General features: G+C 57.9%; 27 protein-coding genes. 13 read left to right on the top strand and 14 right to left on the bottom strand.

Features of this window, described 5'->3' with window-relative positions; translation table 11 throughout:
- Nucleotides 1-121: 121 nt before the first annotated feature.
- Nucleotides 122-1,063 (bottom strand): cation diffusion facilitator family transporter, encoded by a 942-nt coding sequence (locus tag LGM20_RS11970; RefSeq protein WP_044523433.1) that lies wholly within the window; start codon nucleotides 1,061-1,063, stop codon nucleotides 122-124.
- Between the two features lie 221 nt (nucleotides 1,064-1,284).
- Between LGM20_RS11970 and LGM20_RS11965 the strand changes: the two genes are divergently transcribed.
- Nucleotides 1,285-1,971, top strand: a complete 687-nt coding sequence (locus tag LGM20_RS11965; RefSeq protein ID WP_044523435.1) for an ABC transporter substrate-binding protein — start codon at nucleotides 1,285-1,287, stop codon at nucleotides 1,969-1,971.
- Nucleotide 1,972: 1 nt separating this feature from the next.
- On the opposite strand, the gene LGM20_RS11960 is transcribed toward LGM20_RS11965, so the two are convergent.
- From LGM20_RS11960 to LGM20_RS11945, 4 genes are all read right to left on the bottom strand, one after another.
- The gene (locus tag LGM20_RS11960) at nucleotides 1,973-2,842 is read right to left on the bottom strand and encodes an oxygenase MpaB family protein (RefSeq protein ID WP_023289819.1); all 870 of its coding nucleotides are present in this window, start codon (nucleotides 2,840-2,842) and stop codon (nucleotides 1,973-1,975) included.
- Nucleotides 2,843-2,955: 113 nt separating this feature from the next.
- Nucleotides 2,956-3,387 (bottom strand): OsmC family protein, encoded by a 432-nt coding sequence (locus LGM20_RS11955; protein ID WP_044523437.1) that lies wholly within the window; start codon nucleotides 3,385-3,387, stop codon nucleotides 2,956-2,958.
- A 114-nt stretch (nucleotides 3,388-3,501) separates the two neighbouring features.
- A complete protein-coding gene (locus LGM20_RS11950) occupies nucleotides 3,502-3,648 on the bottom strand; it encodes a hypothetical protein (RefSeq protein WP_032452980.1) in 147 nt (48 codons plus the stop codon).
- Between the two features lie 15 nt (nucleotides 3,649-3,663).
- Complete coding sequence (locus LGM20_RS11945) at nucleotides 3,664-4,068, bottom strand: YdeI family stress tolerance OB fold protein (RefSeq protein ID WP_032452981.1); 405 nt, start codon at nucleotides 4,066-4,068, stop codon at nucleotides 3,664-3,666.
- 145 nt (nucleotides 4,069-4,213) lie between these two features.
- Between LGM20_RS11945 and LGM20_RS11940 the strand changes: the two genes are divergently transcribed.
- From LGM20_RS11940 to LGM20_RS11930, 3 genes are all read left to right on the top strand, one after another.
- Nucleotides 4,214-4,717, top strand: coding sequence for a hypothetical protein (locus tag LGM20_RS11940; protein ID WP_044523438.1), 504 nt, complete (start codon nucleotides 4,214-4,216; stop codon nucleotides 4,715-4,717).
- An 8-nt stretch (nucleotides 4,718-4,725) separates the two neighbouring features.
- Complete coding sequence (locus LGM20_RS11935; protein ID WP_023289822.1) at nucleotides 4,726-5,172, top strand: DUF421 domain-containing protein; 447 nt, start codon at nucleotides 4,726-4,728, stop codon at nucleotides 5,170-5,172.
- 320 nt (nucleotides 5,173-5,492) lie between these two features.
- On the top strand, nucleotides 5,493-6,488 hold the full coding sequence (locus tag LGM20_RS11930; protein ID WP_044523440.1) for an SDR family oxidoreductase: 996 nt from the start codon (nucleotides 5,493-5,495) through the stop codon (nucleotides 6,486-6,488).
- Here LGM20_RS11930 and LGM20_RS11925 read toward each other — a convergent pair.
- The 5 genes from LGM20_RS11925 to LGM20_RS11905 all read right to left on the bottom strand — a co-directional run bounded on the left by LGM20_RS11925 (nucleotide 6,485) and on the right by LGM20_RS11905 (nucleotide 9,617).
- Nucleotides 6,485-8,110 (bottom strand): alpha-amylase family protein, encoded by a 1,626-nt coding sequence (locus tag LGM20_RS11925; protein WP_044523442.1) that lies wholly within the window; start codon nucleotides 8,108-8,110, stop codon nucleotides 6,485-6,487. The two genes, LGM20_RS11930 and LGM20_RS11925, sit on opposite strands and share 4 nt — an antisense overlap.
- A 39-nt stretch (nucleotides 8,111-8,149) precedes the next feature.
- Entirely contained in the window at nucleotides 8,150-8,323 is a 174-nt protein-coding gene (locus LGM20_RS11920; protein ID WP_044523443.1) for a hypothetical protein, read from the bottom strand.
- A 16-nt stretch (nucleotides 8,324-8,339) separates the two neighbouring features.
- Nucleotides 8,340-8,846 carry a ferritin-like domain-containing protein gene (locus tag LGM20_RS11915; RefSeq protein ID WP_023289827.1) on the bottom strand — a complete coding sequence of 169 codons (507 nt, stop codon included), beginning with the start codon at nucleotides 8,844-8,846 and terminating at the stop codon, nucleotides 8,340-8,342.
- A gap of 23 nt (nucleotides 8,847-8,869) precedes the next feature.
- Complete coding sequence (locus LGM20_RS11910) at nucleotides 8,870-9,085, bottom strand: hypothetical protein (protein ID WP_004202641.1); 216 nt, start codon at nucleotides 9,083-9,085, stop codon at nucleotides 8,870-8,872.
- A 346-nt stretch (nucleotides 9,086-9,431) separates the two neighbouring features.
- Nucleotides 9,432-9,617, bottom strand: a complete 186-nt coding sequence (locus tag LGM20_RS11905; RefSeq protein WP_008804757.1) for a con-10 family general stress protein — start codon at nucleotides 9,615-9,617, stop codon at nucleotides 9,432-9,434.
- A gap of 655 nt (nucleotides 9,618-10,272) precedes the next feature.
- Here LGM20_RS11905 and LGM20_RS11900 point away from each other — a divergent pair.
- Entirely contained in the window at nucleotides 10,273-11,187 is a 915-nt protein-coding gene (locus LGM20_RS11900; RefSeq protein WP_023289828.1) for an SDR family oxidoreductase, read from the top strand.
- A 189-nt stretch (nucleotides 11,188-11,376) separates the two neighbouring features.
- Entirely contained in the window at nucleotides 11,377-11,622 is a 246-nt protein-coding gene (locus LGM20_RS11895; RefSeq protein ID WP_044523445.1) for a YmjA family protein, read from the top strand.
- 67 nt (nucleotides 11,623-11,689) lie between these two features.
- Here the strand turns inward: LGM20_RS11895 and LGM20_RS11890 are convergent, their stop codons facing one another.
- Entirely contained in the window at nucleotides 11,690-12,583 is an 894-nt protein-coding gene (locus LGM20_RS11890) for a LysR family transcriptional regulator (protein WP_044523447.1), read from the bottom strand.
- A 114-nt stretch (nucleotides 12,584-12,697) separates the two neighbouring features.
- Between LGM20_RS11890 and LGM20_RS11885 the strand changes: the two genes are divergently transcribed.
- Nucleotides 12,698-13,549: a Vmh family MBL fold metallo-hydrolase gene (locus tag LGM20_RS11885; protein ID WP_044523543.1), complete on the top strand. Its 852-nt coding sequence runs from the start codon at nucleotides 12,698-12,700 to the stop codon at nucleotides 13,547-13,549.
- 177 nt (nucleotides 13,550-13,726) lie between these two features.
- On the top strand, nucleotides 13,727-13,867 hold the full coding sequence (gene sra / locus LGM20_RS11880) for a stationary-phase-induced ribosome-associated protein (protein WP_012541615.1): 141 nt from the start codon (nucleotides 13,727-13,729) through the stop codon (nucleotides 13,865-13,867).
- Here the strand turns inward: sra and LGM20_RS11875 are convergent.
- Complete coding sequence (locus tag LGM20_RS11875) at nucleotides 13,864-13,971, bottom strand: hypothetical protein (protein WP_032425875.1); 108 nt, start codon at nucleotides 13,969-13,971, stop codon at nucleotides 13,864-13,866. The genes sra and LGM20_RS11875 overlap by 4 nt on opposite strands.
- A 78-nt stretch (nucleotides 13,972-14,049) precedes the next feature.
- On the opposite strand from LGM20_RS11875, the gene LGM20_RS11870 reads away from it, so the two are divergent.
- Both LGM20_RS11870 and LGM20_RS11865 read left to right on the top strand, forming a co-directional pair.
- Nucleotides 14,050-15,747 carry an NAD-dependent malic enzyme gene (locus LGM20_RS11870; RefSeq protein WP_004202648.1) on the top strand — a complete coding sequence of 566 codons (1,698 nt, stop codon included), beginning with the start codon at nucleotides 14,050-14,052 and terminating at the stop codon, nucleotides 15,745-15,747.
- 522 nt (nucleotides 15,748-16,269) lie between these two features.
- Nucleotides 16,270-17,982 (top strand): ABC-F family ATP-binding cassette domain-containing protein, encoded by a 1,713-nt coding sequence (locus LGM20_RS11865; RefSeq protein ID WP_044523449.1) that lies wholly within the window; start codon nucleotides 16,270-16,272, stop codon nucleotides 17,980-17,982.
- A 32-nt stretch (nucleotides 17,983-18,014) separates the two neighbouring features.
- Here LGM20_RS11865 and LGM20_RS11860 read toward each other — a convergent pair whose 3' ends face one another.
- The gene (locus LGM20_RS11860) at nucleotides 18,015-18,968 is read right to left on the bottom strand and encodes a bifunctional helix-turn-helix transcriptional regulator/GNAT family N-acetyltransferase (protein ID WP_032452996.1); all 954 of its coding nucleotides are present in this window, start codon (nucleotides 18,966-18,968) and stop codon (nucleotides 18,015-18,017) included.
- Nucleotides 18,969-19,524: 556 nt separating this feature from the next.
- Between LGM20_RS11860 and LGM20_RS11855 the strand changes: the two genes are divergently transcribed.
- On the top strand, nucleotides 19,525-20,355 hold the full coding sequence (locus LGM20_RS11855) for a hypothetical protein (RefSeq protein WP_044523450.1): 831 nt from the start codon (nucleotides 19,525-19,527) through the stop codon (nucleotides 20,353-20,355).
- 396 nt (nucleotides 20,356-20,751) lie between these two features.
- Here LGM20_RS11855 and LGM20_RS11850 read toward each other — a convergent pair whose 3' ends face one another.
- Nucleotides 20,752-21,351, bottom strand: coding sequence for an inorganic diphosphatase (locus LGM20_RS11850; protein ID WP_023289834.1), 600 nt, complete (start codon nucleotides 21,349-21,351; stop codon nucleotides 20,752-20,754).
- Nucleotides 21,352-21,604: 253 nt separating this feature from the next.
- Here LGM20_RS11850 and adhP point away from each other — a divergent pair, with 253 nt between their 5' ends.
- Complete coding sequence (adhP, locus tag LGM20_RS11845) at nucleotides 21,605-22,615, top strand: alcohol dehydrogenase AdhP (RefSeq protein ID WP_002906221.1); 1,011 nt, start codon at nucleotides 21,605-21,607, stop codon at nucleotides 22,613-22,615.
- A gap of 171 nt (nucleotides 22,616-22,786) precedes the next feature.
- Complete coding sequence (locus LGM20_RS11840; protein ID WP_032452998.1) at nucleotides 22,787-24,409, top strand: TIGR04028 family ABC transporter substrate-binding protein; 1,623 nt, start codon at nucleotides 22,787-22,789, stop codon at nucleotides 24,407-24,409.
- Nucleotides 24,410-24,411: the final 2 nt, after the last annotated feature.

Genomic DNA, 24,411 nt, shown 5'->3' with positions numbered 1-24,411 from the left:
GATGGCAATGGCCGGCTCAGTATGAGCCTTATTTATCGTTCGGGCAATCAATGTGCGAGCGGGTGGCGCGAGGAATAATGGCTCAGAGGTTAAATAACCGCTGAGCCAGTCTGTTTTCCGCTTATGACGTCAGGCAGTTTGCCTTCCCCGGCGAACCGGCAACCGCCGCGCTGGGATCGAGATGCACCATCACATTGAGCACCGGATGGTGCGCTATGACCCGCGCCCGCGCCTGCCGGGCAATCTGATGCCCTTCGGCTACCGACAGCTCTCCGGCCACCTCGAGATGGACATCCACCAGCACCAGATCCCCCGCCTTACGGGTTTTCAAATCGTGCAGACCCGCCACGCCCGGCGTGGCCCGCAGCGTGCCGGCGATCGCCCGCTGCGTCTCTTCATCGACGGCGCGGTCCATTAAATCGTGCAGCGCGGTGGCGGCGAAACGATAGCCCATCCGCGTAATCACCAGCCCCACCGCCAGCGCGGCGAGCGGATCGAACCAGGCAAACCCGGCCAGATTACCGATGATCCCCAGCGCCACCACCAGGGATGACGCGGCGTCCGAGCGGGCATGCCAGGCGTTGGCGATGAGCAGCGAGGAGTTCAGCCGCCTGGCGGCCGCCAGCATATAGCGAAACAGTCCCTCTTTGACCACCAGCGCCGTCAGCGCCATCCACAGCGCCACGCTGTGCACCGGCGCAATCGTCTGCGGTTGCGCGAGATGACCCGCTGCAGACCACAGCATACCGACCCCGACCAGCGCCAGGATCGCGCCGAGGATCAGAGAGGCGCCGTTCTCATAGCGCCAGTGGCCATAATGGTGATCGTGGTCAGAGGGCCGGCGACTCTTTTTATTCGCCACCAACACAACGCCATCGGCGAGCAGATCGGAAAAAGAGTGCATTCCATCGGCAATTAACCCCTGGGAACCCGAGAATATTCCCACCGCAATCTGCAACGTGGAGAGAAAAATATTGACCACCACGCTAACCAGGGTACTCTTTCGCGCCAGCTCCGAACGCTGATGATATTTATTATCATTGTCAAAATTATGTTGTGTCATTATTTCTCTCCCTCAGTGAGCGGGAAGAATAAACTGACAAGCTGAGTTTATGCTTAACAATATAAAAGCCATTGCCTTGCGGTTTAACGAATTCGCTGCGGTCGTTAATGAATAGATTCTGAAAGTATGGCCGGAGAGGTACAACCGCGCGCGGATGGACTATCTTATCACTGGCGCCGACAGGTCGGGCCGCCTTCTCTTAGCCACCACAGGAGTCAGCGATGTCAGATATCACACCCTCCCGGCTGCGTTTTGCCATTAATCTGGGCAATGCGGTACTGGCCCATCCTGGCGAAAGGGGCGTGCCGACAGGCATTACCCCCGAGCTCAGCCATCGACTGGCGAAGCGCTGGGGCGTCGCCGCCGAGTTCGTCACCTATCCTGCCGCCGGTAAAGTGGTGGCCGACGCCGGCGGCGAACGTTGGGATATTGCCTTTCTGGCCATCGATCCGGCACGGGAGGCGACCCTGCGCTTTACCTCTCCCTATATCACCATCCAGGGAACCGCGCTGGTGAGAGCCGGTTCGCCCTGCCAGAGCGTGGCCGATATGGATCACCCGGCAACCACGATTAACGTCGGGCAAAACGCCGCCTACGATCTGTGGTTAACCCGCCATCTGCAACACGCCAGCCTGAATCGTCTCCCCTCCTCGCAGGAGGCCATCGACGCCTTCCTCGCCGGTGAAGGGGATATGGTCGCCGGCATCCGTCAGCCGCTGGAGGCGACAGCGCGCCGCCATCCGGAGGTGCGGATCCTGGCGGATAATTTTACCGAGATCCAGCAGGCCATCTGCGTCGCCCGGGAAGACGTGGCCCGCTTTAGCGCGGTGAACGACGCGTTGAACGAATGGCGAGCGGACGGTAGCCTGGAGGCGCTGATTGCCCGGCACCTGGGCGAGGCGGGCTGAATCACGCCTCCGCCATCCGGCGCATGGCGCAATGCCAGGCGCCGTTGCGTACCGAGGCGCGCAGCACGCGGGCGATAGCCTGCACCATCAGACGCGTCGTGCGCCGCTGTAGCGGCGTCAGCGACAGTCCCAGCATCTCCTGCGCCCATGGCGGCAGAAGATCGATCCCGGCCCGCATCATCACCTGGCCAACCGGCTGACTCAGGCGACCCGGCAGACGGGTGGTGAGCAGCACCTCGGCCACCTCCCGGGTACGTTCGTCACAGCGCAGCTGCGGGCGCATCGCCTCAAGATAGTCCGCGACCTCATTCGGCGTCCGGGGAATATCCTCGGCCCCCAGCCGGCGAGCGATCTCCGCCGACTCGCGAAAATAGTCCTCCTGGCGCTGGACGCTGACCACCGTGCGCTTATAGCGCAGGTGGGAGGCCATAAAGCGGCTGCACTCGGCGACATGCACCCAGGTCAACAGCGCCGGGTCGCTTGCCTGATACGGCGTGCCGTCCTTGTCTACCCCGGCGATCCGCTGATGGATCCCCTGCACTTTGGCGATCAGCCGCTCCGCGTCAGGGGTGGCGGCAAAGGTGGTGGCGGAGATAAACTGACTGGTGCGGCGCAGGCGGCCAAAGATATCCTCGCGAAAACGGGAGTGGTCCCAGACGCCGGCCAGCGCCAGGGGATGCAGCATCTGCAGCAGCAGCGCGCTAATGCCGCCGCACAACATAGAGGTAAAATCGCCATGCACCTGCCAGATGGCTGATTGCGGACCAAACAGCCCCGGCTCCCCTTTGGGCTGTTCAAAATCAATCTCTTTTAACGCCATGCCGGTCAGGCCGAGCACCTGCGCCTCGATCATCCCGCGAATGCCGATCATGATGGAGTCCTTTACGTTTGCGAAAGGACCCAAGATACCACTATTGCGCAGCGGAGGCAGTGGCGGGGAGAGAGATCGCGGGAACGGTGCCCGCAGAGTGCGGGCACGACAGCTTACGGATTCAGCTGGTAGTCGAGGGTGATATTGGCTTTCAGCACCTGCGATACCGGGCAGCCGGCCTTCGCTTTCTGGATGATCTCATCGAACGCCGCCGGCGCGACGCCCGGCAGGACAATCTGGCTTTGCAGCGCGATGTCGGTTATCGCAAACCCGCCGTCGGTTTTATTGAGGGTGACCACCGCGGTGGTGTCGATGGACATCGCGGTATAGCCCTCTTCGCTGAGCATCAGCGACAGAGCCATCGAGAAGCAGGCGGCATGCGCGGCGCCGATCAGCTCCTCGGGGTTGGTGCCTTTCACCCCTTCAAAACGGGTGTTAAAGCCGTAGGGCTGCTGGCTCAGCGCCCCGCTCTCCGTCGACACGGTGCCTTTGCCATGCTTGAGATCGCCTTCCCAGTGCGCCAGCCCTTTCTTATGAATCGCCATATGACTCCTCCTGTGATGATGTCGAACAAAAAGTATAGTGCCTGATGGCGAACCTGCGTCTATTCTGCGGCCCGCCACCCCGGCGTTCCCGAAAAGTACCCGTTGCGGGTGACGCTAACGGCCATCGTGAGGATGGTAAGGATCGGTTTTGTCATCCTCGCTGTCGTCCCGTTTACGCGGCACTTCGCCCTGTTCGCCCGGCGCCTCGCGCGCAGGGTGCTTCCCGCGCTCCTCGCCATGCGGGTGAGATGTTGTGCTCATACCGGCAAGCTCCCCTTATTTAGGCGACTGTTTGAGCAGGCGATCGATACGCACTACCGGCGGCGTCATTTTGCGATCAAGGCTACCGTTAATACTGACCAGATCGTCAGGCTCTACATGCTGTTCATTAAACGCGGCAACCGGAATAATGGCGGTGATGGTGCCGCTTTTATCGCGAAACTGATAACGGTCATCTCCCTGCCGGGTCAGCAGATTGCCACGCAGCGAAATCGTGGCGCCGTCGTGCATGGTTTTCGCCTGCTCAACGGTCATGATCCGCCCCTCCTCGACGCCGCGATAGCCGTCATCCAGTTTGTGCGGCGGCGGCGGCGCGGCATCCTGGCTAAAACCGCCCTTATCGTCCGCTTGCGCGACAGCGGCGGCAAACAAACAGGCCATGGCCAAGGCTAATTTTTTCATCATGCCTCCTTGTTTTTGCTGATGAACAGAATAAAGCCTGGCTGAGGCTGGCCATTTTTACAAAGTCAATTGTTCTGATATCGTCTAATATAAGAATGTCCTTATCGTTGCGCTGATGCCGAAACGAAACGCGGGGAAAATAATAATGATTGAGAATCAACAGCCTTGTCCCATCGTCGACGAAAATGAACGAGCCCTCCGCTTTGAATATCGCTTCAGGCGCTATGGGATAATTGCACTCAGCCTCATTATCCTTACCGCGTTAAGCGGCCTGTGGTCCTCTGGTTATTTCAGTGAGGCGCATCGGGAAAGCGCCGGAGGTGAATTAATCGTCGATTACCAGCGTTATGCCAGACTGATGAGTGAAACCGAACTGAATATTCAGATCAAACCCACCCAGGAAAATGACACCACGATCAGCTTCGCCGCCACGTTATTAACTCGCTACCAGCTTGGCGATATCCGCCCGCAGCCGGATAAAATGTACAGTGCCGACGGGAAATTATATCTGGTGTATCAGCGGACGACCAGCCGCTCGCCGCTCTCGGTGTGGTTAGCGATTACCCCCAAAACCATAGGCACTCTCTCCCTGCAGGCGGCCGTCAACGATCGCCCTGCCGTCAGCTGGCAGCAGTTTGTCTATCCGTAGGAGTCGCGATGGAAATGGTCCTTAGAGCCGCAGCAATCTATCTGATATTGCTGATTATTTTCAAGATTGCCGGCAGACGAACCCTGATGCAGTTAACGAATTTTGACCTGATATTGCTGCTGATTATCAGCGAAGCCACCCAGCAGGCGATGCTCAGCACAGATTATTCCGTCACCGGTTCGATGCTGACTATCGTCACCCTGGTCAGTATTGATATTTTATTTGGTTATATTAAGAAAAAATTTGCCCAGGCGGAAAATTTCCTTGATGGCACGCCGGTTATCGTGGTGGAAAATGGTGCTGTCATCGATGAGAAAATCAAGCTCGTCAATATTTCTGTCGATGATATCCTGCTGGCGGCCAGGCAGCACCATGGGATTTATGAACTGAAAGCGATCAAATTCGCTATTCTCGAACGTAACGGCCAGATATCCATTATTCCGCAACAGGAATAACAGCGGAATAGCTATTTATCGCGCTCCGGTTGTTTATCCCCCGATTCCGGGGCGCGGGTGGCGTCATCCTCTTCTTTTTCAACGCTACGCGTGTTTAATGTCAACATTTTTCCTCCTCGCGGGTTGTCAGGGACCTTACAGATTATAGAACCTCAACGCCTGCTTATGCAGAAACAGGCCAGAGTCATCAGGATATGTCGCCTGATTCACACTGCGCTTATTCCAGGATATTTCCCACCTCACCGTTGTTATTTGTGCTTAATAATTATTCGATCCGTGCAGCTTAAATTTACGATAGCGAAAAAATGAATGAGGTCACTATGTCCGTGATGGTTATTACCGGCGGAACCGCCGGGGCAGGAAAAGCCACCGCGCTGCGTTTCGCCCGCGCAGGATATCACGTGGCGCTGATCGCCCGCGATGAAACGGGTCTGCAGGAGACGCAGCAGGCCTGCGAACGGTTTGGCGTCAAAACGCTGGCGATTAGCACCGATGTTGCCGATGCCGGGGCTGTGCAGCGCGCCGCCGCCGAGGTGGAAGCCACCCTCGGTGCCATAGACGTCTGGATCAACAACGCCATGACCACCGTGCTGGCGCCCTTTCGTCAGATGAGCGACGACGAATTTCGCCGGGTGACGGAGGTGACCTATCTTGGGTATGTCAACGGCACCCGCGCGGCGCTGGAGGTGATGACGCCCCGGGATCGGGGGGTGATTATTCAGGCTGGATCGGCGCTGGCCTGGCGCTCGATCCCCCTGCAGTCGGCCTATTGCGGAGCCAAAGCGGCCATTCGCGGCTTCACCGATGCCGTGCGCACCGAACTGATGCATGAGAAAAGCCACCTCCAGTTGACCATGGTCCAGCTGCCGGGGATGAACACCGCTCAGTTTGGCTGGGCACGCAACAAAATGGATCAGGCCATGCAGCCGGTACCGCCGGTCTATCAGCCGGAGGTCGCCGCCGAGGCTATCTACAGCGTGATCCAGCGGCCGGTGAACGAGCTGTGGGTGGGGAAAAGCACCATCCAGTCGATCCTCGGCCAGGTCTTCTTCCCTCGTCTGCTCGATCGGCTGATGGTGAAGAAAGCGTGGGAGGGACAGTTTACCGGCCAGCCGAAGCCGGCAGAGCACCAGGACGACCTGTTCACGCCGGTGCGCGGCAATCATCCCGGACACGGCCCCTTTAACGATGGCGCACGGCGTAAAGCAGTGACCATCAGCGCCGATCTCCCGGGAAAAGTGGCTGCCGGCGTCGGCGTGGCGGTGGCGACGATGGCCCTGCGGGCGTTGTTCCGTCGACCGGGGAGACGGCGCTAAGGCAGGCTGCGGCTGAACCAGCGGTAGCCATACCCTGAGAGCGCCAGCCGCGCCTCTTTCCCGCCGTGCAGCCCGTCCTGGTAGAACTTATCTTCCAGAATCGGGCTCCAGTAGCCCTCGGCCAGCGGCGGGAGCTGCACCTCTACCGCCTGCTGGCTGCAGTTCGCCAGCATCAGCACCTCCCGCGATTCACTGCGATAGCACAAGCCCAGCACCGCGGCAGGCTTCACCGTAAGGAGGGTAAAAGGGATGGATCCCGGTTCAGTATATTCCGTGCGCGCCAGCACCATATTGCGCACCCGATGCAGTAGCGAGCGGGGGTGGCGCAGCGCCGCTTCGACATTGATCCGCTGGTAGCGAAACCGTCCGCTGGCCACCGGTTTTACCGGCAAATCCTCCCGCGCCGCCCGGGAGAAGCCGCCGTTGGGCGCCGCCGACCACTGCATCGGCGTTCGGACCGCGTAGCGCTCCGGTAAGCGCAGATCGTCGCCCATACCAATCTCGTCGCCATAGCGCATCACCGGCACGCCAGGCAGCGCCAGCAGGATAGCATGGGCCAGCGCGATGCGTCGGGTATCGCCACCCAGCATCGGCGCCAGCCGCCGGCGCACGCCGCGCTGGTAAACCGACATCGATTTATCCGGGGCAAAGGTGCGGATAACCTGGCGCTTGTTGCGTTCGCCAATCCCCTCCAGGTCCAGTTCATCATGGTTACGCAGCCAGTTGACGAAGCAGCATCCGTCCGGCGGGGCCACCATCGCCTGCAGCGCCTTCACCACCGGGGTGGCGCGCTGCTGCGCCAGGCTGACATAGAGGTATTTATTAAGCCAGAAATTGAGCACCATCTGCAGCCGATCGCCGCGGCCGAAATAATGGCGATACGCTTCCACCTCCACGTCCACTTCACCCAGCAGTATCGCGTCGGGGTTGAGGCGCTGCACGACCTGGCGAAGATGCGTCAGCAGCGGGTAGCCCCGCGCCTCTTCGCCCTTCCCGGCCTGCTTCACCAGATGTGACGCCGCATCGAGGCGAAATCCTGACACCCCGGCCTGCAGCCAGAAGGTGATGATGTTTTCTATTTCGGCGATCACCGGCGGATGAGCGAGATTCAGGTCGGGCTCATGCCGATAAAACATGTGACGATAGTATTGTCCGGCCTGGTCGTCCCAGCTCCAGACGCTCTCCTCGACGCCGGGAAACATGGGCGGATCGTCGTTCTCAGGCGGCTGATCGGCCCAAAGATAGTATGGCCGCCACGGCGAGCGGGGATCGCGTCGCGCCGCCTGAAACCACGGGTGCCGGGCGGAGGTGTGCTGGATAACCAGCTCAACGATCACCCGCAGTCCCAGCTCCCGGGCGCGGGCAATCAGCTCAATCACGTCGGCGATGGTCCCGAAGCGGGGATCGGGCTGCAGATGGTCGCTGATATCATAGCCATCATCCTGCAGTGGGGTGAGATAGAAAGGGGTCAGCCAGAGCACCGTCGCCCCCAGACTACGAATGTAGTGCAGCTTTTGGCGGATACCGGCAAGATCGCCAAACCCATCGCCGTTGGCGTCGTAAAACAGAGAACTGTCCACCTGATAGATGACCGCTCTGTGAAACCACTCTTCCTGTTGCATCACTATCACCTTGCGTTCTGCCCGCCACTGTCAGCTTCCTCAGCGCGCCCTCCTGTTCCTGACGTCTGCTTTGCCGACAGGCGGTACGGGATCGGGCTCTGCAGGAGGGGCCCTGTTCGCCACCGCGTCCACCAGCGCCTGCTGCCTGGCGGTTAATTTCAGCGGAACCGCTTTCTCCGTGGCGAGCAGCGCGATGGTGTGGCGCTTAACCATAATTGACTCCGGCGGCTTATTGTCCGGCCTCAACGCCGGGCAGATTGTTATGCATCAGATATTGCCCGGTCAGCGCCGGCAGATGATGCAGCAGCCAGTCAGCCATCCCTCTCTCTTCGGCAAGGATCCCTTCCAGAGTAGGCATCGCGCTATGGTCTCCCACTCGCTTCGCCGCCGTTAATAAAGCGGTATAGCAGGCGACCTCAAAATGGGCAAAAACGTAGGCGGTGATAATCAGTTTAATGAGCTCATCGCCGGGCAGCATGATGCCAATAGTCTGGCCCAGGGCTGCGACCCGGCTCATTGCATCCTTCAGCGCCGAGCGGGAAATGTGGTTGCGGGCGATAAGGTCCTGCAGGGCCGACAGTTGCCGACGGGTTTCATAGAGATGTTGTTCAAGGCGGGTCCGTAATTGCGGTTCATTATCGAGGCGTCTGATGGTGGCCATAAGCAGTGACTCGGCCTGTTTTTCCATGGCATGGGCATCGCGAAGCCAGTTATGGTAATTTTCACTATCCGTCATATACACCTCTGATCATTAATTTTTTATTTTGACGGGGAATCTTCATTCTCTTCCGCCGCCTGGTCAGCTCGCGCTGCGCTATATCCGGATAAATGCCCAACAATATTAGCATAAATACTGATGAGAATGACCCACAGGACGCTGTCTTTCCACCAGATTAACGAGGGTATCGCCAGACCTACCCACATAACGGCGGCCACAAGATGACAACGCTTAATAAATACCGGCGTCAGTTTCATTTTATTACCTTAGATCTGAACAATATTTAGCAAGCGGAAGTGTTGCTGCCCACCCCTGGCATCCTGCGGTTAATGCCTGGCTGACAATATCTTCCCTTTCCACAGCCATAAAAATAGTGCCGCCATTTACTCGCCCTTACCGCTTCGCCGGCACATTGCCGCTGCGGTAAACAGCGCTTAATAATTAAGGTTGCTATAATTTAATTATCCTGCTCCTTTTCTTCCATTGCGGACAATAGACGATGGGTGAAGGAAAGCGTTCGCAAATAAACAGAAACCTGCGGACCGCCAGGCCCACAGGTTTCTGTCCCGACGCCGTCGAAACGGCGTCACGGGTCATCAGTCGCTAGCTGTCGCCGGCTTTACGGCCGCCGCCATGACTGTTCTTACCACCCTTTTTACCGGCTTCGGATGCACGCTCAGGATCATTTTTAAAGTTCCCGCCGCTGTGCTGTCCACCTTTACGCCCGGCTTCGGATGCTTTTTCACGATCTTCTGCAAAATTACCTGAACCGCCTCTATGCTCTGCCATAATGTTCACCTTTGGTTTGATCAATATCGGTTGGTAAATGGAAAATGACCCTGTTACAAATCATCGCCCTCGATATCTAACACTAGAGGAATACCCGCAGGAGTCAAATTAATTCCGGCCATTAATCAGCGTTACCAATAAATAAATTAACCACAGCGAAGCGGCACTAAAAATTAATCTTTCCGCAACCCCTTCTTCGCTTTGGATTATATGCCCATTATGGTCTGTTCTGCGGACAGCGATCCTCGTTTGTAAACAAATGAAAATAAAGTGATGAATAAATATTTCTTCCACTCCCGGACAGCCACCCTTACAAAAAATACCACCTAAGAGGCATGGCGTTATTAGCCATGCGTAGCGGGTTAACTTAATATTCCCTTTTTCACGACGCGTCTTCCTCTCCGTCTTTAAAAAATTTTTCCCGGGGAGAAAAATAGCCCAGCCACGTTAAATATTGATGGAATAATCCTAATTTCACCCCAGCGATATTAACGCAGCGCTATTCACTTAAATACGCCGGGGATCAGTCGGTTAAGGAATAACAGTACCTCTTTTCCCGGGCATTCACTGGCCCTGGGCGAGTCGCCCGGGGTCTGGCGATGGGGGAACCTGACCTATCCTTACAGCTGGCCCGTTCTGTCTGAAGGAGATGACTATGCAAGATGAAAAACCGCCAATGAAGAAATTACCCACCTCCATGTTGCCAGAAGAGACGGCTCCACGTCCGGAGTTCCCGGAGCAAGAACAAAACCCGCCGGGTCTGGATGCGGAAATGGAGCCGTCACCGGACCATGGGGAAACCAGCTACACCGGCACCGGGCGGCTGGCCGGTAAGAAAGCGCTCATTACCGGCGGTGACTCCGGCATTGGCCGCGCGGTGGCGATCGCCTTTGCCCGCGAAGGGGCCGATGTCGCCATAAGCTATCTGCCGGAAGAGCAAGAGGATGCCGATGAAGTCATCGCCCTGATTAAAGCCGAAGGCCGCACCGCGGTGGCCCTGCCGGGGGATATTCGCTCCGAGTCCTTCTGTCAGTCGCTGGTGGCCGATGCGGTGGAACAGCTGGGTGGCCTGAGCATCCTGGTCAATAACGCCGGGCGTCAGCAATATTGTGAGACTCTCGAGGAGCTCACCACCGAAGACTTTGACGCCACCTTTAAAACCAATGTCTACGCGCCGTTCTGGATCACCCGCGCCGCGCTGCCCCATCTCCAGGCCGGGAGCGCGATCATCAACACCACCTCGGTGCAGGCCTATAAACCCAGTCCGATCCTGCTCGATTACGCCCAGACCAAAGCCTGCCTGGCGATCTTCACTAAATCGCTGGCCAAACAGGTGGCAAAACGCGGCATTCGCGTTAACGCCGTGGCGCCAGGCCCTTACTGGACGGTACTGCAGTCCAGCGGCGGTCAGCCGGACGAGAAAGTGAAACAGTTCGGGAAAGACACGCCGATGGGGCGTCCGGGACAGCCGGTCGAGATCGCCCCGCTGTACGTCACCCTGGCATCCGATGCCTGCTCTTATACCTCCGGCCAGGTTTGGTGCTCTGACGGTGGGGACGGGGTAGTCTAAGCCTCCCGGCAGACCGGCGTGCGACATCGCGCGCCGGTTTTACCCTCCGCCCCCGGGGATTGGTATCTGCCCTCTCGCCTCGCCGGCGCGGCGATTTTTCCTCTCCTGCAGCCTACCGGCCGCATGCTATGATATTCGCCCGCCGCTGTGCGCTAACCCCGGCCCTGACGCCAATCCTGAGGACGACAGATGAGTAATGACATCCCCCTGAAATTTTATGACATCGTGGACGAATACGAGACCGAAGCGGCTGCCCCGGTTAAGGATGAGGAACGCGATGCGCTGGCGCGCTATTTTCAGCTGCTGATTGCACGGTTAACCAATAACGAAGAGATCGACGAAGAAGCGCAGCAGGAGATGGCCCGCGAGGCGGCCGTTGACGAGCGCCGTATTGACGATATCGCTAACTTCCTCAATCAGTGGGGCAACGAGTAAGTCTTATCGTCAGCTCACCGGCAGGGCCGCCGCCCGCCGGTGTTGCCGCTGAAGGCGACGCCGCTACTCAGGCATCGGCGAGCGTTTCCCCCAGACGTCGCTGCAGCGCATCCAGAAACAGCGGCAGCCCATCGGGCTGATAGTCGCGGGAAAGATAGATGCCGTAAACGCTCAGCGCCTTCGGCGTCCAGTCAGGCAGCACCACCTCCAGCGCGCCGCTGGCAATCGCGCCCCGCGCCTCCAGTTCGGGGAGCATCGCGATGCCGCACCCGGCGACCGCCGCCTCCAGCAGCAAGGAAGAGATCCCCGCGCTCAGATTACCGTTCACCGACACCGACGCCTCCTGCCCCTGCGCATCGCTGAACTGCCAGCGCTGGCCGGCAAAATGGCTGTATAACAGGCAGTTATGCTGTTGCAGATCGTCAAGCGTTGTCAGCGGACCATGCTGGCGGAGCCAGCGCGGCGCAGCGCAGAGTAGCGACCGGCACACGCCGAGACGGCGAGCGATAGCCCCGGCCTCCGGATTATCGGTAATGCGAATGGCCACGTCGATGCGCTCGCCGATCAGGCTGACCGGATGGTTATTGATATCCAGCTCCAGGCGCAACAGCGGATAGCGAGCGAGAAAGTCCGGCAGCAGCGGGGAGATCAGCTGCATCGCGGTAAAATGCGCGCACGCCACCCGCAGCGTGCCGCTGGGGTCGGCCCGCTGGCGCTCGCCGGCGATTTCATCGGCGATCCGCGTCAACCCGCGGGTCTTGAGCAACACCTTCTCCCCCGCCGGGGTCAGCGTCAGCCGCCGGGTTGAGCGATGGATCAGCCGGGCGCCGGCCCAGCTCTCCATCTGTTCCAGATAGCGGCTGACCATCGGGCGCGACATCCCCAGCGCGCGCGCCGCGGCGCTGAGGCTTCCCAGTTCGCAAATCCGCAGATATACCTGCGCCGCAATCACCCTGTCCATCACGCCCCCTTCATCTGCACGATTTATGAAACTCAGCATCTCTTATTTCAGGAATTCTATCAAATAGCGAAATCCGTACAATGCTACGCATTCCCCTGTGACTGAGAATAAATGATGAAATTATCTGCCCTTGCTATTGCCACCGCCCTGTTCAGCGGCGCGGTCTTCGCGGCGCCGCTGACGCTGCAGACTTACAACCCTCAGGAGAAAGGTATTTTTGCCGTCAACTCCACCCTCGTTTCCGGCCCGCATGAAGCGGTGCTGTTTGACGCCCAGTTCAGCGTCAAAGACGGCGAAAAGCTGGTGGACATGATCAAGAAAAACGGCAAACCGCTGTCGCGGATTGTGATCACCTCCGGCGATCCTGACTTCTACTTTGGCCTTGAGCCGTTGGTGAAAGCCTTCCCGCAGGCGGAAGTGGTCGCCACGCCGGAAGTGGTTAAACATATTGAAGCCACCAAAGCGGCAAAGCTGGCGTACTGGGGCCCGCAGATGAAAGACGGCGCGCCGACGCAGGTATACGTCCCGCAGGCGCTGAAAGCCAACAGCTTTACCATCGATGGCGAAACAGTGACGATTATGCAGCCGCATGACTACGCGGCGTTCGTTTGGATCCGGGCGAACAAAACGATCCTCGGCGGCACCGGCGTGGCGTGGGGCATGCATCTCTGGACCGCCGACACCCAGACGCCGGCCAGTCGCCAGCAGTGGCGCACTACGCTGGACCAGATGATTGCCCTGCACCCGCAGCAGGTGATCCCGGGGCATTACCTCGGCACGCCGCCGGAGGGTGACCGCGCGGTGCGCTTTACCAAAACCTACCTCCAGCAGTTTGAGCAGGCGCTGAAGACACATAAGGATTCCGCCGGGGTGATCAAGGCCATGGAGACGCAGTGGCCGGGGCTGGCGGAAACCAGCTCGCTGGAGCTTAGCGCCAAAGTTAACACCGGCGAGATGAAGTGGTAATGCCGGCGCTGCGCGAGGGAGACTGTTCTTAATCTGGCGCGCTAAGGTTGCTATTGCCCTGAAAATGGACCACCCTACCTGAGGCCGCATAAAAAACGTGCGGCCAACTTTGGGTTACATTTCATCCGGTCATCACCGGGTTTGCCCTTGAAACCAGAACAGGATAAAGGAGTCAGAATGAAATCGAACCATCAGGCACGTCATCTTCTCGGTCTGAACTACAAGCTTTCCCAGCAGAAAAAAGTGGTGCTGGAAGGCGATGAAGAAACCACCCTCAACCATATCCATGCTACCGGCCGCAAACGCCGCGGTGGTTAATTTTCAGCCTGAGTGATGATAAACAACACCGTCCTGTTGCCAGGATGGTGTTTTTTTATGGCAATTGACGGCTTGTTTACCCGCTTGAAGACCTTCTGCTCTATACTCTGCCCGCTGCTTTTCCACCCGCCCTTCGCTTATCGCCGCGCCGGGACTGTGGACACGATCAAGGAGTTAGTGCGATGCAATTTACCCATAAGAAAAACCGTTCCCTGTACATCCCCTACGCGGGCCCCGTTCTGCTTGAATTCCCTCTGCTCAACAAGGGCAGCGCCTTCAGTATGGAAGAGCGCAGCAGTTTCAACCTGCTTGGCCTGCTGCCGGAAGTGGTTGAAACCATCGAAGAGCAAGCGGAACGCGCCTGGATCCAGTATCAGGGATTCAAAACAGAAATCGACAAACACATTTACCTGCGTAATATCCAGGACACCAACGAGACCCTTTTCTATCGCCTGATTGGCAACCATCTCGAAGAGATGATGCCGGTTATCTATACCCCGACGGTGGGCGCCGCCTGCGAACGTTTCTCCGAGATTTACCGTCGCGCCCGCGGCGTCTTTATCTCCTACCAGAATCGCCATAACCTTGACGACATTCTGCAAAACGTCCCGAACCATAATGTCAAAGTGATTGTGGTGACCGATGGCGAGCGTATCCTCGGCCTCGGCGACCAGGGGATCGGCGGGATGGGGATCCCGATCGGTAAACTGTCGCTGTACACCACCTGCGGCGGCATCAGCCCGGCTTACACCCTGCCCATCGTGCTGGACGTCGGGACAAACAACCAGCAGCTGCTGGACGATCCGCTGTATATGGGCTGGCGTCATCCGCGTATTACCGACGACGAGTACTATCAGTTCGTTGACGACGTGATCCAGGCGATTAAAGCCCGCTGGCCGGACGTGCTGCTGCAGTTTGAAGACTTTGCGCAGAAGAACGCCATGCCGCTGCTCAACCGCTACCGCAATGAGATCTGCTCCTTTAACGACGATATTCAGGGCACCGCGGCGGTCACCGTCGGGACGCTGATCGCCGCCAGCCGCGGCGCCGGCAGCCAGCTGAGCGAACAGAAAATCGTCTTCCTCGGGGCGGGCTCCGCCGGCTGCGGCATCGCCGAGCAAATTATCGCCCAGATCGTCCGCGAAGGACTCAGTGAAGAAGAGGCCCGCCAGCGCGTATTTATGGTTGACCGCTTCGGCCTGTTAACCGACGGCATGCCTAATCTGCTGCCGTTCCAGAACAAGCTGGTGCAGAAGCGTGAACATCTGCAGGGCTGGGATACCACTAACGATGTCCTGTCCTTGCTGGACGTGGTGCGCAACGTGAAACCGAACATCCTGATCGGCGTTTCGGGTCAGCCGGGGCTGTTCACGGAAGAGATTATCCGCGAGATGCACAAGCATTGCCCGCGGCCGATCGTGATGCCGCTCTCCAACCCAACGTCACGAGTGGAAGCCACGCCGCAGAATATCCTGAGCTGGACCGACGGCGAGGCGCTGGTCGCCACCGGCAGTCCGTTTGCCCCGGTCACCGTGAAAGGCAAACAGTATCCCATCGCCCAGTGCAACAACTCCTATATCTTCCCGGGCATTGGTCTGGGGGTGATCGCCTCCGGCGCGTCGCGGGTCACCGACGAGATGCTGATGGCCGCCAGCGAAACCCTGGCGAAACACTCGCCGCTGGTGAACAACGGCGAAGGCCCGGTTCTGCCGGAGTTGAAGGATATCCAGACCGTCTCGCGGGCGATCGCCTTCGCGGTCGGTAAGGTGGCTCAGGAGCAGGGCGTGGCGGTGAAAACGTCCGCGGAAGCGCTGCTGCAGTCCATCAGCGATAATTTCTGGCTGCCGGAATATCGTAATTACCGCCGCACCTCAATTTAATCGCGCTCACCGGGCCGCACGATCGGCCCGGTTATTAATAGCGTCCGGATAATATTCCCTGCCACTGAAACGCCTTTTTCGCCCATATTCATTTATCGTAAAAATAGAAACCAGATAGCATTTGCCGCGCGCCCTGTGCCACGCAAAATCATGGCCTCTTCCCTCCTCGTAGACGCTCCGCAGGCAGAAACTGCAGCCGCGCGGGGCGGGACAATCGATATCCGACGCTTCTCCACACCCTGCCAGTTTTGTCACTGGCGCGCTTTTCCTTTCCCCACTACACTGCCATCACCCATTCACTTACTGAATATAAAAGGAGGCCCCCATGCTGTATTGTGAAATGTTTATTGTTTCACATGCCTTAGGCAATGGCGCCAGCTCAAGCGTTATCGGTATCGTGCTGCGATAACTTTGGCTTGAGCGAAGACCCTTCACAGAATCCCTTCTCTCCGGCTTACCGGGTTATCGTCAGCGAGTTTTGACGAGGCATTCGCATGCCTGTAACTCTTGAGTAAGTTGACTATGAGTACATTACTAACTGCCCATGCGCTCCACGTGGAGACTGCCTTTGGGCCGCTGTTTAATACCCTCTCCTTCACCCTGAAGAAAGGCGACCGTATCGGTCTCATCGGCCATAACGGTTGCGGCAAAAGCACCCTGCTGCAGGTGCTGGACGGCACCCTCGCGCCCACCTCGGGCAGCGTCTCACTCGCCGGTCAGTGTCTGATGGCCCGCGTTGAACAGCATCTGCCGGAGGCGCTGCGTTCGCAGTCGCTGCTGCAGGCGGTGCTGGACCTGTTACCCGCCGACGCGCGGGAAGCACAGCGCTGGCTGGCCGAACGCCTGCTGGCGCAGATGGGCTTCACGCCGGCGGTGATGGAGCAGCAAACCAGCACCCTGAGCGGCGGACAGCATACGCGCCTGCTGCTGGCCCGGGCGCTGATCCGCCAACCTGACCTGCTGCTGCTGGATGAGCCCGGCAACCATCTCGATCTGCCCACCCTGCTGTGGCTGGAAAGCTTCTTGCAGACCTGGCAGGGGAGCTTCGTGCTGGTGTCACACGACAACGCTTTACTGGATGCTGTAACTAATGCCAGTTGGATCCTCCGCGACCAGACGCTGCACAGCTTCGCCTTGCCCAGCAGCGCTGCCCGTCAGGCACTGCAGGAGCAGGATGAAAGCGCCGCGTTACGTCATAAGGCGGAGCAAAAAGAGATCGACCGGGTCAGCGCCAGCGCCCGGCGGCTGGCCACCTGGGGGCGGGTGTATGACAACGAAGATCTCGCCCGCAAAGCCAAACAGATGGAGAAGCAGGTCGCCCGCCTGAAAGACGAGCAGACCGAGCTCAGCATCGGCCCGCCGTGGCGCCTGGTGTTGCAGGGGGACGCCCTGCCGGCGGACCGCCTGCTGGAGATGGACAGGCTGCCGGTGGCTCCCGCGCCGGGACTACCGGCCCTGTTCACCACCGGCGTGGCGCGACTGCGCAGCGGCGATCGCGTGGCCATCATGGGCCGCAACGGCGGCGGTAAATCGTCCTTGCTGCGCCTGCTGTGGCAGCAGATGAACGACGCATCGCCGCTTCCGGGGCTGCGTCTGCACCCCCGGCTTCACCCTGGGTACTACGACCAGACCCTGGCGCAGTTGCCGGACGAGGCCAGCCTGCTCGACGCCCTGACGCCGTTCGCCCCGTCGGCGGACACCCGTAAACGGGCGCTGATCGCCGCCGGGTTTGGCTGGGCGAGGCATGGACAGAAGGTCTGCACCCTCAGCGGCGGCGAGCGGTCGCGGCTGCTGTTCGTCGGCATGTCGCTGGCGCGCTACAGCCTGCTGCTGCTGGATGAACCCACCAACCATCTGGATATGGAGGGCAAAGCGGCGCTGGCGCAGACGCTCCGCGACTATCCCGGCGGCGTGCTGCTGGTCAGTCATGACCGCCAGCTTATTAGCGAAAGCTGTAACCGCTTCTGGCTGATCGACAGCGCCGGGTTAACGGAGTGGCACAGTCTGGAGGAGGTCTATGCCCGTCTGCAGGCGCAGACCCCCACCCTGACGGCGGCCTCCTCATCCCAGGAGCCGTCACTCGCGGCTGATGATGAAGAGGCGCTGCTGACGCGCCTGATAGCCCTGGAGCAATGGTTGGCGGACGATATGGCCCGTAAGCCGAAACATCAAAAGCCCTCGCTGCAGACCCAGTGGCGAGAGGAGATCGCCCGGCTGCTTAACCAGCTGGCGTAATCTTCGCGCTCTCCGCCGGCCAGGAAACGCCCTTAGCCGGCGTTTCCTGGCCGGGTAAACTGCTGCTCGGTCATCATCTTTCCCCACTGGTCCCCCTGCCATTCGCGGGTTAACGTGAAGCCAAAGGACTCATACAGTTTGCGGGCCGCGTCCAGACCTTTAAACGTCCACAGCTGAACGGCGCTGAACTGACGACTATCGCAGAAAGCCATCGCCTCACTGAGCAGCCGCCTGCCAATGCCGGTTCCCCGGCAGCTGTCATCGAGAATGAACCAGCGCAGATGCGCCTGCTGCTGGCCGAGATCCTCGCCATCGATCGCCACCGAACCGACAATCTTCCCCTCGCGCATCGCCAGCCAGATCTGGTTGACCGGCGAGGAAAGCCGGGTGGCGAATTCCGCGACGCCGCTGGCAACCTTGCCTTCAAAAAAAGCGCCGAAATCATGGTGCCGGGCGTAATACTCCCCGTGCATCTGGGCTATCCGGCCAATCGCCCCCGGCTGATAGCCGGTCACCAGCGAAATTTGCGGCGTCGTTTCCGCAAGCGCAGCATCCCGACACTGCGCCAGCGCCTGAGCATAGGCCGCCAGTCCGCTGGCGACGGTCCGCTGCTGCGTCTCATCGAGATGCGCTAACGCCTCCACCACCCGGCGGGTACCGTAGGCGTTAATCGTTGCCACCGTGTCGTGCCCTTTCGCGGTCAGCGCCAGCGATTTAGATCGCGCGTCCTCCGCGCAGGGGCGCTCCTCCAGCTCTCCGGCGGCCAGCAGACGGGCGACCATCCGGCTGACGCTCGATTTTTCCAGCCCGAGCAATGTGACCAGCTGCGCGGCGGTTATCGTCCCCCTGACCGACACCTCCAGCAGGGTATGCACCGCCGAGGGTGAATAGTGGGTGGCGGCCAGCGTGGTGTTCATAAAACCCAGCTCGCGCACCATTAACCGCGAGGCCGTTCGAATTTGTTGGATTAAAGGCGTGTCAGACATAGTGAGGCGTCCAGTGAAGTAGATAGTTGTATAATACAACCATCATCTGCATCGTTCGTCAAGGCTCACTGACCCGGGGAAATCTTTGCAGCTACCGTGTTAAGTTCCATGGTGTCGCTGGAATAACTGAAAAACATTCCTCCTGATTGTCAGCGGCAAGCTGCCGGCGCTAAGGCCCCTGAAACCTCTGGCGTCTGAACCCTCTTTGACAGTTACCGATATGTCACCGCGTGTTTACTCTGATTTTTAAATAATGCAAATTTACGGATGCTCACCCGTGCAGATTATGGCGGGAACTCATAACAAGGTCTGCAGGCATCTCATCGTTTTTTTACATTGCCCGGCTCTGCTTTATTGGCAATGTTTCCATAAAGAAGGCAACGTGAAGCATTATATATTAATTCAGTGAATGCGCAGCCACTCATGATTTATATGACATATTATTTTCCCTATGAAATTAATGCAAAGTATTTATGAAGTGATCTAATTCACATTCTTCACAGTTAACTATATATATTGTGATTTACAGCATTCAATTACCAAAAGGAGATTTAATATGGAAAGCAATGAAATTATGTGTAATGTAGAACGCTGGTTGGATAATCAGGCTGTTAATTCAATTGGTATATGCTTAGATGGTCTAAACACCACCGGCAACACGCATATTTCGGGTGGTTCTTCCGTGCTTACTGGTTCTGCCGCAACGCAGGAGCGTGAAATTGGTAAGGAATTAAGCCTTATTACTGATATTGATGAACTTGCGGAAAAACTGGTTTCCAGCCCTGCAAATTTTGTCACCACAGTCATGGGGATAGCGCAAAGTCGCTCCGGGTGGAAACCGCTTGAACCTGAAAGTGCAGACAATGCTGAGAATTTCAAAAAATATATTGATCAGATAATGAAATTCCCTTTAATGATTGTAACCAAAACTGACACGACCACAGTGACCTATTCCGAAGGAAATTATGATTCTTTAATTGATAATATAGCCGACATTTACTCCGGCATGAGCGATGGAGATAAAAACTCCGTTAAGGCAGGGCTTACATCACTGGCGAAAAGTTGTATGAGTCGGGTAAATGAAAAGCAAAAGAAAGTGTTATTTACTCAAAGCACAATGTGTGTAAATGATGAAGTGACTACATCCTTTTATTCATCTAATGTTGCAATGGAGAAGAAACACAGTAGCGGCAAGAATGCTCCGGCAGATGAATTTAGTTCAGAAGTACAGGTCAGCAGAGTAGAGGTTAAATTTAACCGTATGGCGCTGAATAAGAATATTGCTAAAAAACTATGTTCACTTCTGTTCAAGTCAATTGATGACTGGCTCGAAGAGACAAATACTAAGCAAACCGATAAGAAAATCGAATTTTGTTTTGGTGACTAACATTGGTGTCTGGTAGCACCTCATCTTCCCCGGTACTCACCGGGGATGTTTATATAATGAAATGATATTAGCGCAACTCTTTGGTACATTGACATCCTCCCTGCAGACTAACCTCCCCCAATTTTAGTCATGTTGCGATCGGTGGTGTGAACCGTTCCAGTTTCGGCTTTTCGCTCATCGTGGACTGCGCTCATTTACTGCTATGAGCGCTTTATTGAGTTCAGTGCCCGCCTGGTACAATCAGGTTGATAGTTCTTGTTACAGGCCTTCGTCATTAAAAACGGTTCCTCTCATCAGGACGCCATAATACCCGTGCGCCCGTTTCCGCAGGACTTCGCCAGACAGGGAATGATAAGCAGGATCGCCGCGGGCGCCGGACTGCGCCCGCGATGAGTATTATTGCGGGTTCTTCGCCTTCCAGGCCTCCCAGGCCGATTTGATCTCCTGCTTCGCGGCGGCGGCATCATTAAAACCGGCCAGCTCGACCTTTTTCCGCCCCTCTGGTAGTTCTTTATAGACCCGGAAGAAGGCCTCCAGCCGCTGCTGCTCGATTTTCGGCAGATCGGTGATGGTCTGAATGTCGTCATAGGTCGGATCAATTTTACTGGCCGGGACGGCGATGATTTTGTCGTCTTTCTCACCGCCGTCTATCATCTTAAGAACGCCGATCGGCCGCAGCTTAATCAGCGTGCCCGGGGCCATCGGCGCGCGGGTGTAAAACACTACGTCCAGCGGGTCGCCATCCCCGGCCAGCGACTGGGTTAATGAACCGTAGTTCGCCGGGTAAGCCACCGGCATCGACTGAAAGCGGTCGGCGACGATAAACCCCGTTTTAGCGTCGGTTTCATACTTAATGATCCCGCCTGCCGGGATCTCGGTGACTGCGTAAAACTCTTCCGGATTGTTTTCCGGCTGCGGGAATTCCAGCACATTGTGAGCCTGCGCGGCGGCGGAAAAAAGCAGACCGGCGGTGAGGAGCGTTTTGACCAGATGCATTGTTGTATCACTCTGTTGTTATAAGAAATTGATGCGCAAAACAATAGAGTTGGGTGATGAAGAAAACATGACTATTCCGTGACGCTATTATTACCTACCAAAATTAGAGGTATTGTCTGAATTTTGTGCTACCGCTGTAGCAAAAAACCACATCCTGTACTAAAGCGCCTTGTTTTTTTCTCCATAGCGTCTAATCCTTATTGGGTAATATTGCATTAATAAAATTAATCAATCCCCTCTCAAGGAGACAGGCATGAAGGCAGCTGTTGTTACTCACGACCATCAGGTTAACGTTACGGAAAAAACGCTGCGCCCGCTGGAATACGGCGAAGCGCTGTTGAAAATGGAATGCTGCGGCGTGTGTCATACTGACCTGCACGTGAAAAACGGCGATTTTGGCGATAAAACCGGCGTTATTCTCGGTCATGAAGGGATCGGGGTAGTACAAAAAGTCGGCCCTGGCGTCACCTCCCTGAAGCCGGGCGATCGCGCCAGCGTGGCGTGGTTCTTCGAAGGCTGCGGCCACTGCGATTACTGTAACAGCGGCAACGAGACGCTGTGCCGCTCGGTGAAAAACGCTGGCTATACCGTCGACGGCGGCATGGCGGAAGAGTGCATCGTCACCGCCAACTACGCGGTTAAAGTCCCGGACGGCCTCGACTCCGCCGCCGCCAGCAGCATTACCTGCGCTGGGGTCACCACCTACAAAGCCGTTAAGGTCTCCCACATCAAGCCGGGCCAGTGGATCGCTATCTACGGCCTCGGCGGGCTGGGCAACCTGGCGCTGCAGTATGCCAAGAATGTCTTTAACGCCAAAGTGATCGCTATCGACGTCAACGACGGCCAGCTGGAGCTGGCGGCGTCGATGGGCGCTGACCTGACCATCAACTCGCGCAATGAAGATGCGGCGAAAGTGATTCAGGAAAAAACCGGCGGCGCCCACGCTGCGGTGGTGACCGCGGTGGCCAAAGCGGCCTTTAACTCGGCGGTGGATGCCGTTCGCGCCGGCGGCCGCGTGGTGGCGGTAGGCCTGCCGCCAGAGGCGATGAGCCTCGATATTCCACGTCTGGTACTCGACGGTATCGAGGTGGTCGGCTCGCTGGTCGGCACCCGTCAGGATCTGGTGGAAGCGTTCCAGTTCGCCGCCGAAGGCAAAGTGGTGCCGAAAGTCACCCTGCGTCCGCTGGAAGATATCAATGCCATCTTCAAAGAGATGGAACAGGGTCAGATCCGCGGCCGTATGGTTATCGATCTGCGTAGCTAATCGCCAGCGCCTCTCCCGCCCGGGCGAGGCGCTTCTCCTTTCGCGCTTCCCCTCGCTTCCCGCCGCGTAAAGTAAATGCAATTTCCGCAAATGCTTAGCGCAATTCCTTGGTTCCTTTGTTTTTAGCCGCGCCCGATGATGGCAACACAATAGATAACAAAGGAATTCACCATGCATCGTCATTTTCGCCTGCCCGCGCTGGCCGCGCTGTTTCTCTCCGGCGCCTTTTCCGTCTGGGCCGCCGACACGCCGGTTAAAGGCGGTACCTTGATTTATCTGGAGCAGCAACCGCACACCAATCTCTATCCACCCGCCGGCGGCTTTTATCCCAATGGCGGCATACTCAATCAGATCACCGACAAGCTGACCTGGCAGAACCCGAAAACGCTGGAGATTGAGCCGTGGATTGCCGAAAGCTGGACCAGCAATGCCGATAAAACCGAGTACACTTTCCACCTGCGAAAAGGGGTCACCTTCTCGGATGGCACGCCGCTGGACGCCGCCGCGGTCGCCAAAAACTTCGACACCTATGGGCTGGGGGATAAAGCCCATCGCCTGCCCGTCTCGGAGGTGATCAATAACTACCAGCGCAGCGAAGTGATCGACCCGCTGACGGTGAAATTCTACTTCAACAAGCCGTCGCCGGGCTTCCTGCAGGGGACCGCCACCATCGGCTCCGGCCTGGTCTCCCTCAGCACCCTGCAGCGCAATTTCGAGGAGCTGGGCGATGCCCGGCACATCATCGGCTCCGGTCCCTTCGTGGTGCAGGATGAAAAACCGGGCCGCGAGCTGACGCTGGTGGCGCGCAAGGATTATCAGTGGGGGCCGAAAAACATCGCCCAGCAGGGCCCCGCTAACCTCGACGGCATCACCTATATTGTCACCCCGGAAGACAGCGTGCGCATCGGCGCGCTGTTGGCGGGCCAGGCGGGCTTTATTCGCCAGGTGCAGGCCTACGATGAAAAGCAGGCGACCGATCAGGGGTTTACGGTCTACGCCGCGCCTACCCGCGGGGTCAACGACAGCCTGAGCTTCCGCCCGGATAACCCACTGGTCGCCGACCTGCGGGTGCGCCAGGCCCTGCTCCATGCCACCAACGCCCGGCAGGTGGTGGAGACGCTGTTCTCCGCTAACTACCCGCAAGCCACCTCCGTGCTGGCCAGCTCCGCCGCCGGCTATGTCAATCTGAGCGATAAGCTCACCTTCGACCAGGCCAAAGCCCGGCAGTTGCTGGATGAGGCCGGCTGGAAACCCGCCGCCGACGGCATTCGCAGCAAAGACGGGCAGCGGCTGGCGCTGACGGTCTATGAGTCGCTCCCGCAGCCGCAGAATAAAGAAGTGCTGCAGCTGATCGCCCAGCAATGGCGCCAGGTGGGGGTAGCGTTAACGGTCAAAGCCGGGGACGCCGGCAGCCGGACGCTCGATAACCTCGACCCGCAGAAAACCCCGCTCACCGTCTCGGAAGTGGGCCGCGCCGACCCGGATGTAGTAAAAAGCATGTTCTTTCCTAACAACCGTGACGCGCTGCTGCAGAAAGGCGGCTCCAGCGATAAAGTGCAGCACTTTCGCGATGATAAGCTGAACGACCTGCTGACCGGCATCTCCGCGGCGGTGGAGCCGCAGCAGCGCCTGCAGTTAACCGGCGATGCCCAGCGCTATCTGATCGATAACGCCTATGTGATCCCCATTTTCGAAGAGCCGCAGGTGTTCGCCGGCGCGCCGTGGGTGAAAGGCGTCAGCTTCGAAGCCGTCGGGCGTCCGTCGTTCTACGGCGCCTGGCTGGATAAACACTAAGA

The organism is Klebsiella quasipneumoniae subsp. quasipneumoniae (genome assembly GCF_020525925.1).
GTDB classification, from domain to species: domain Bacteria; phylum Pseudomonadota; class Gammaproteobacteria; order Enterobacterales; family Enterobacteriaceae; genus Klebsiella; species Klebsiella quasipneumoniae.
Note: the sequence above shows the minus strand (reverse complement) of the source record. Positions and strands in the feature narration are given on the sequence as shown.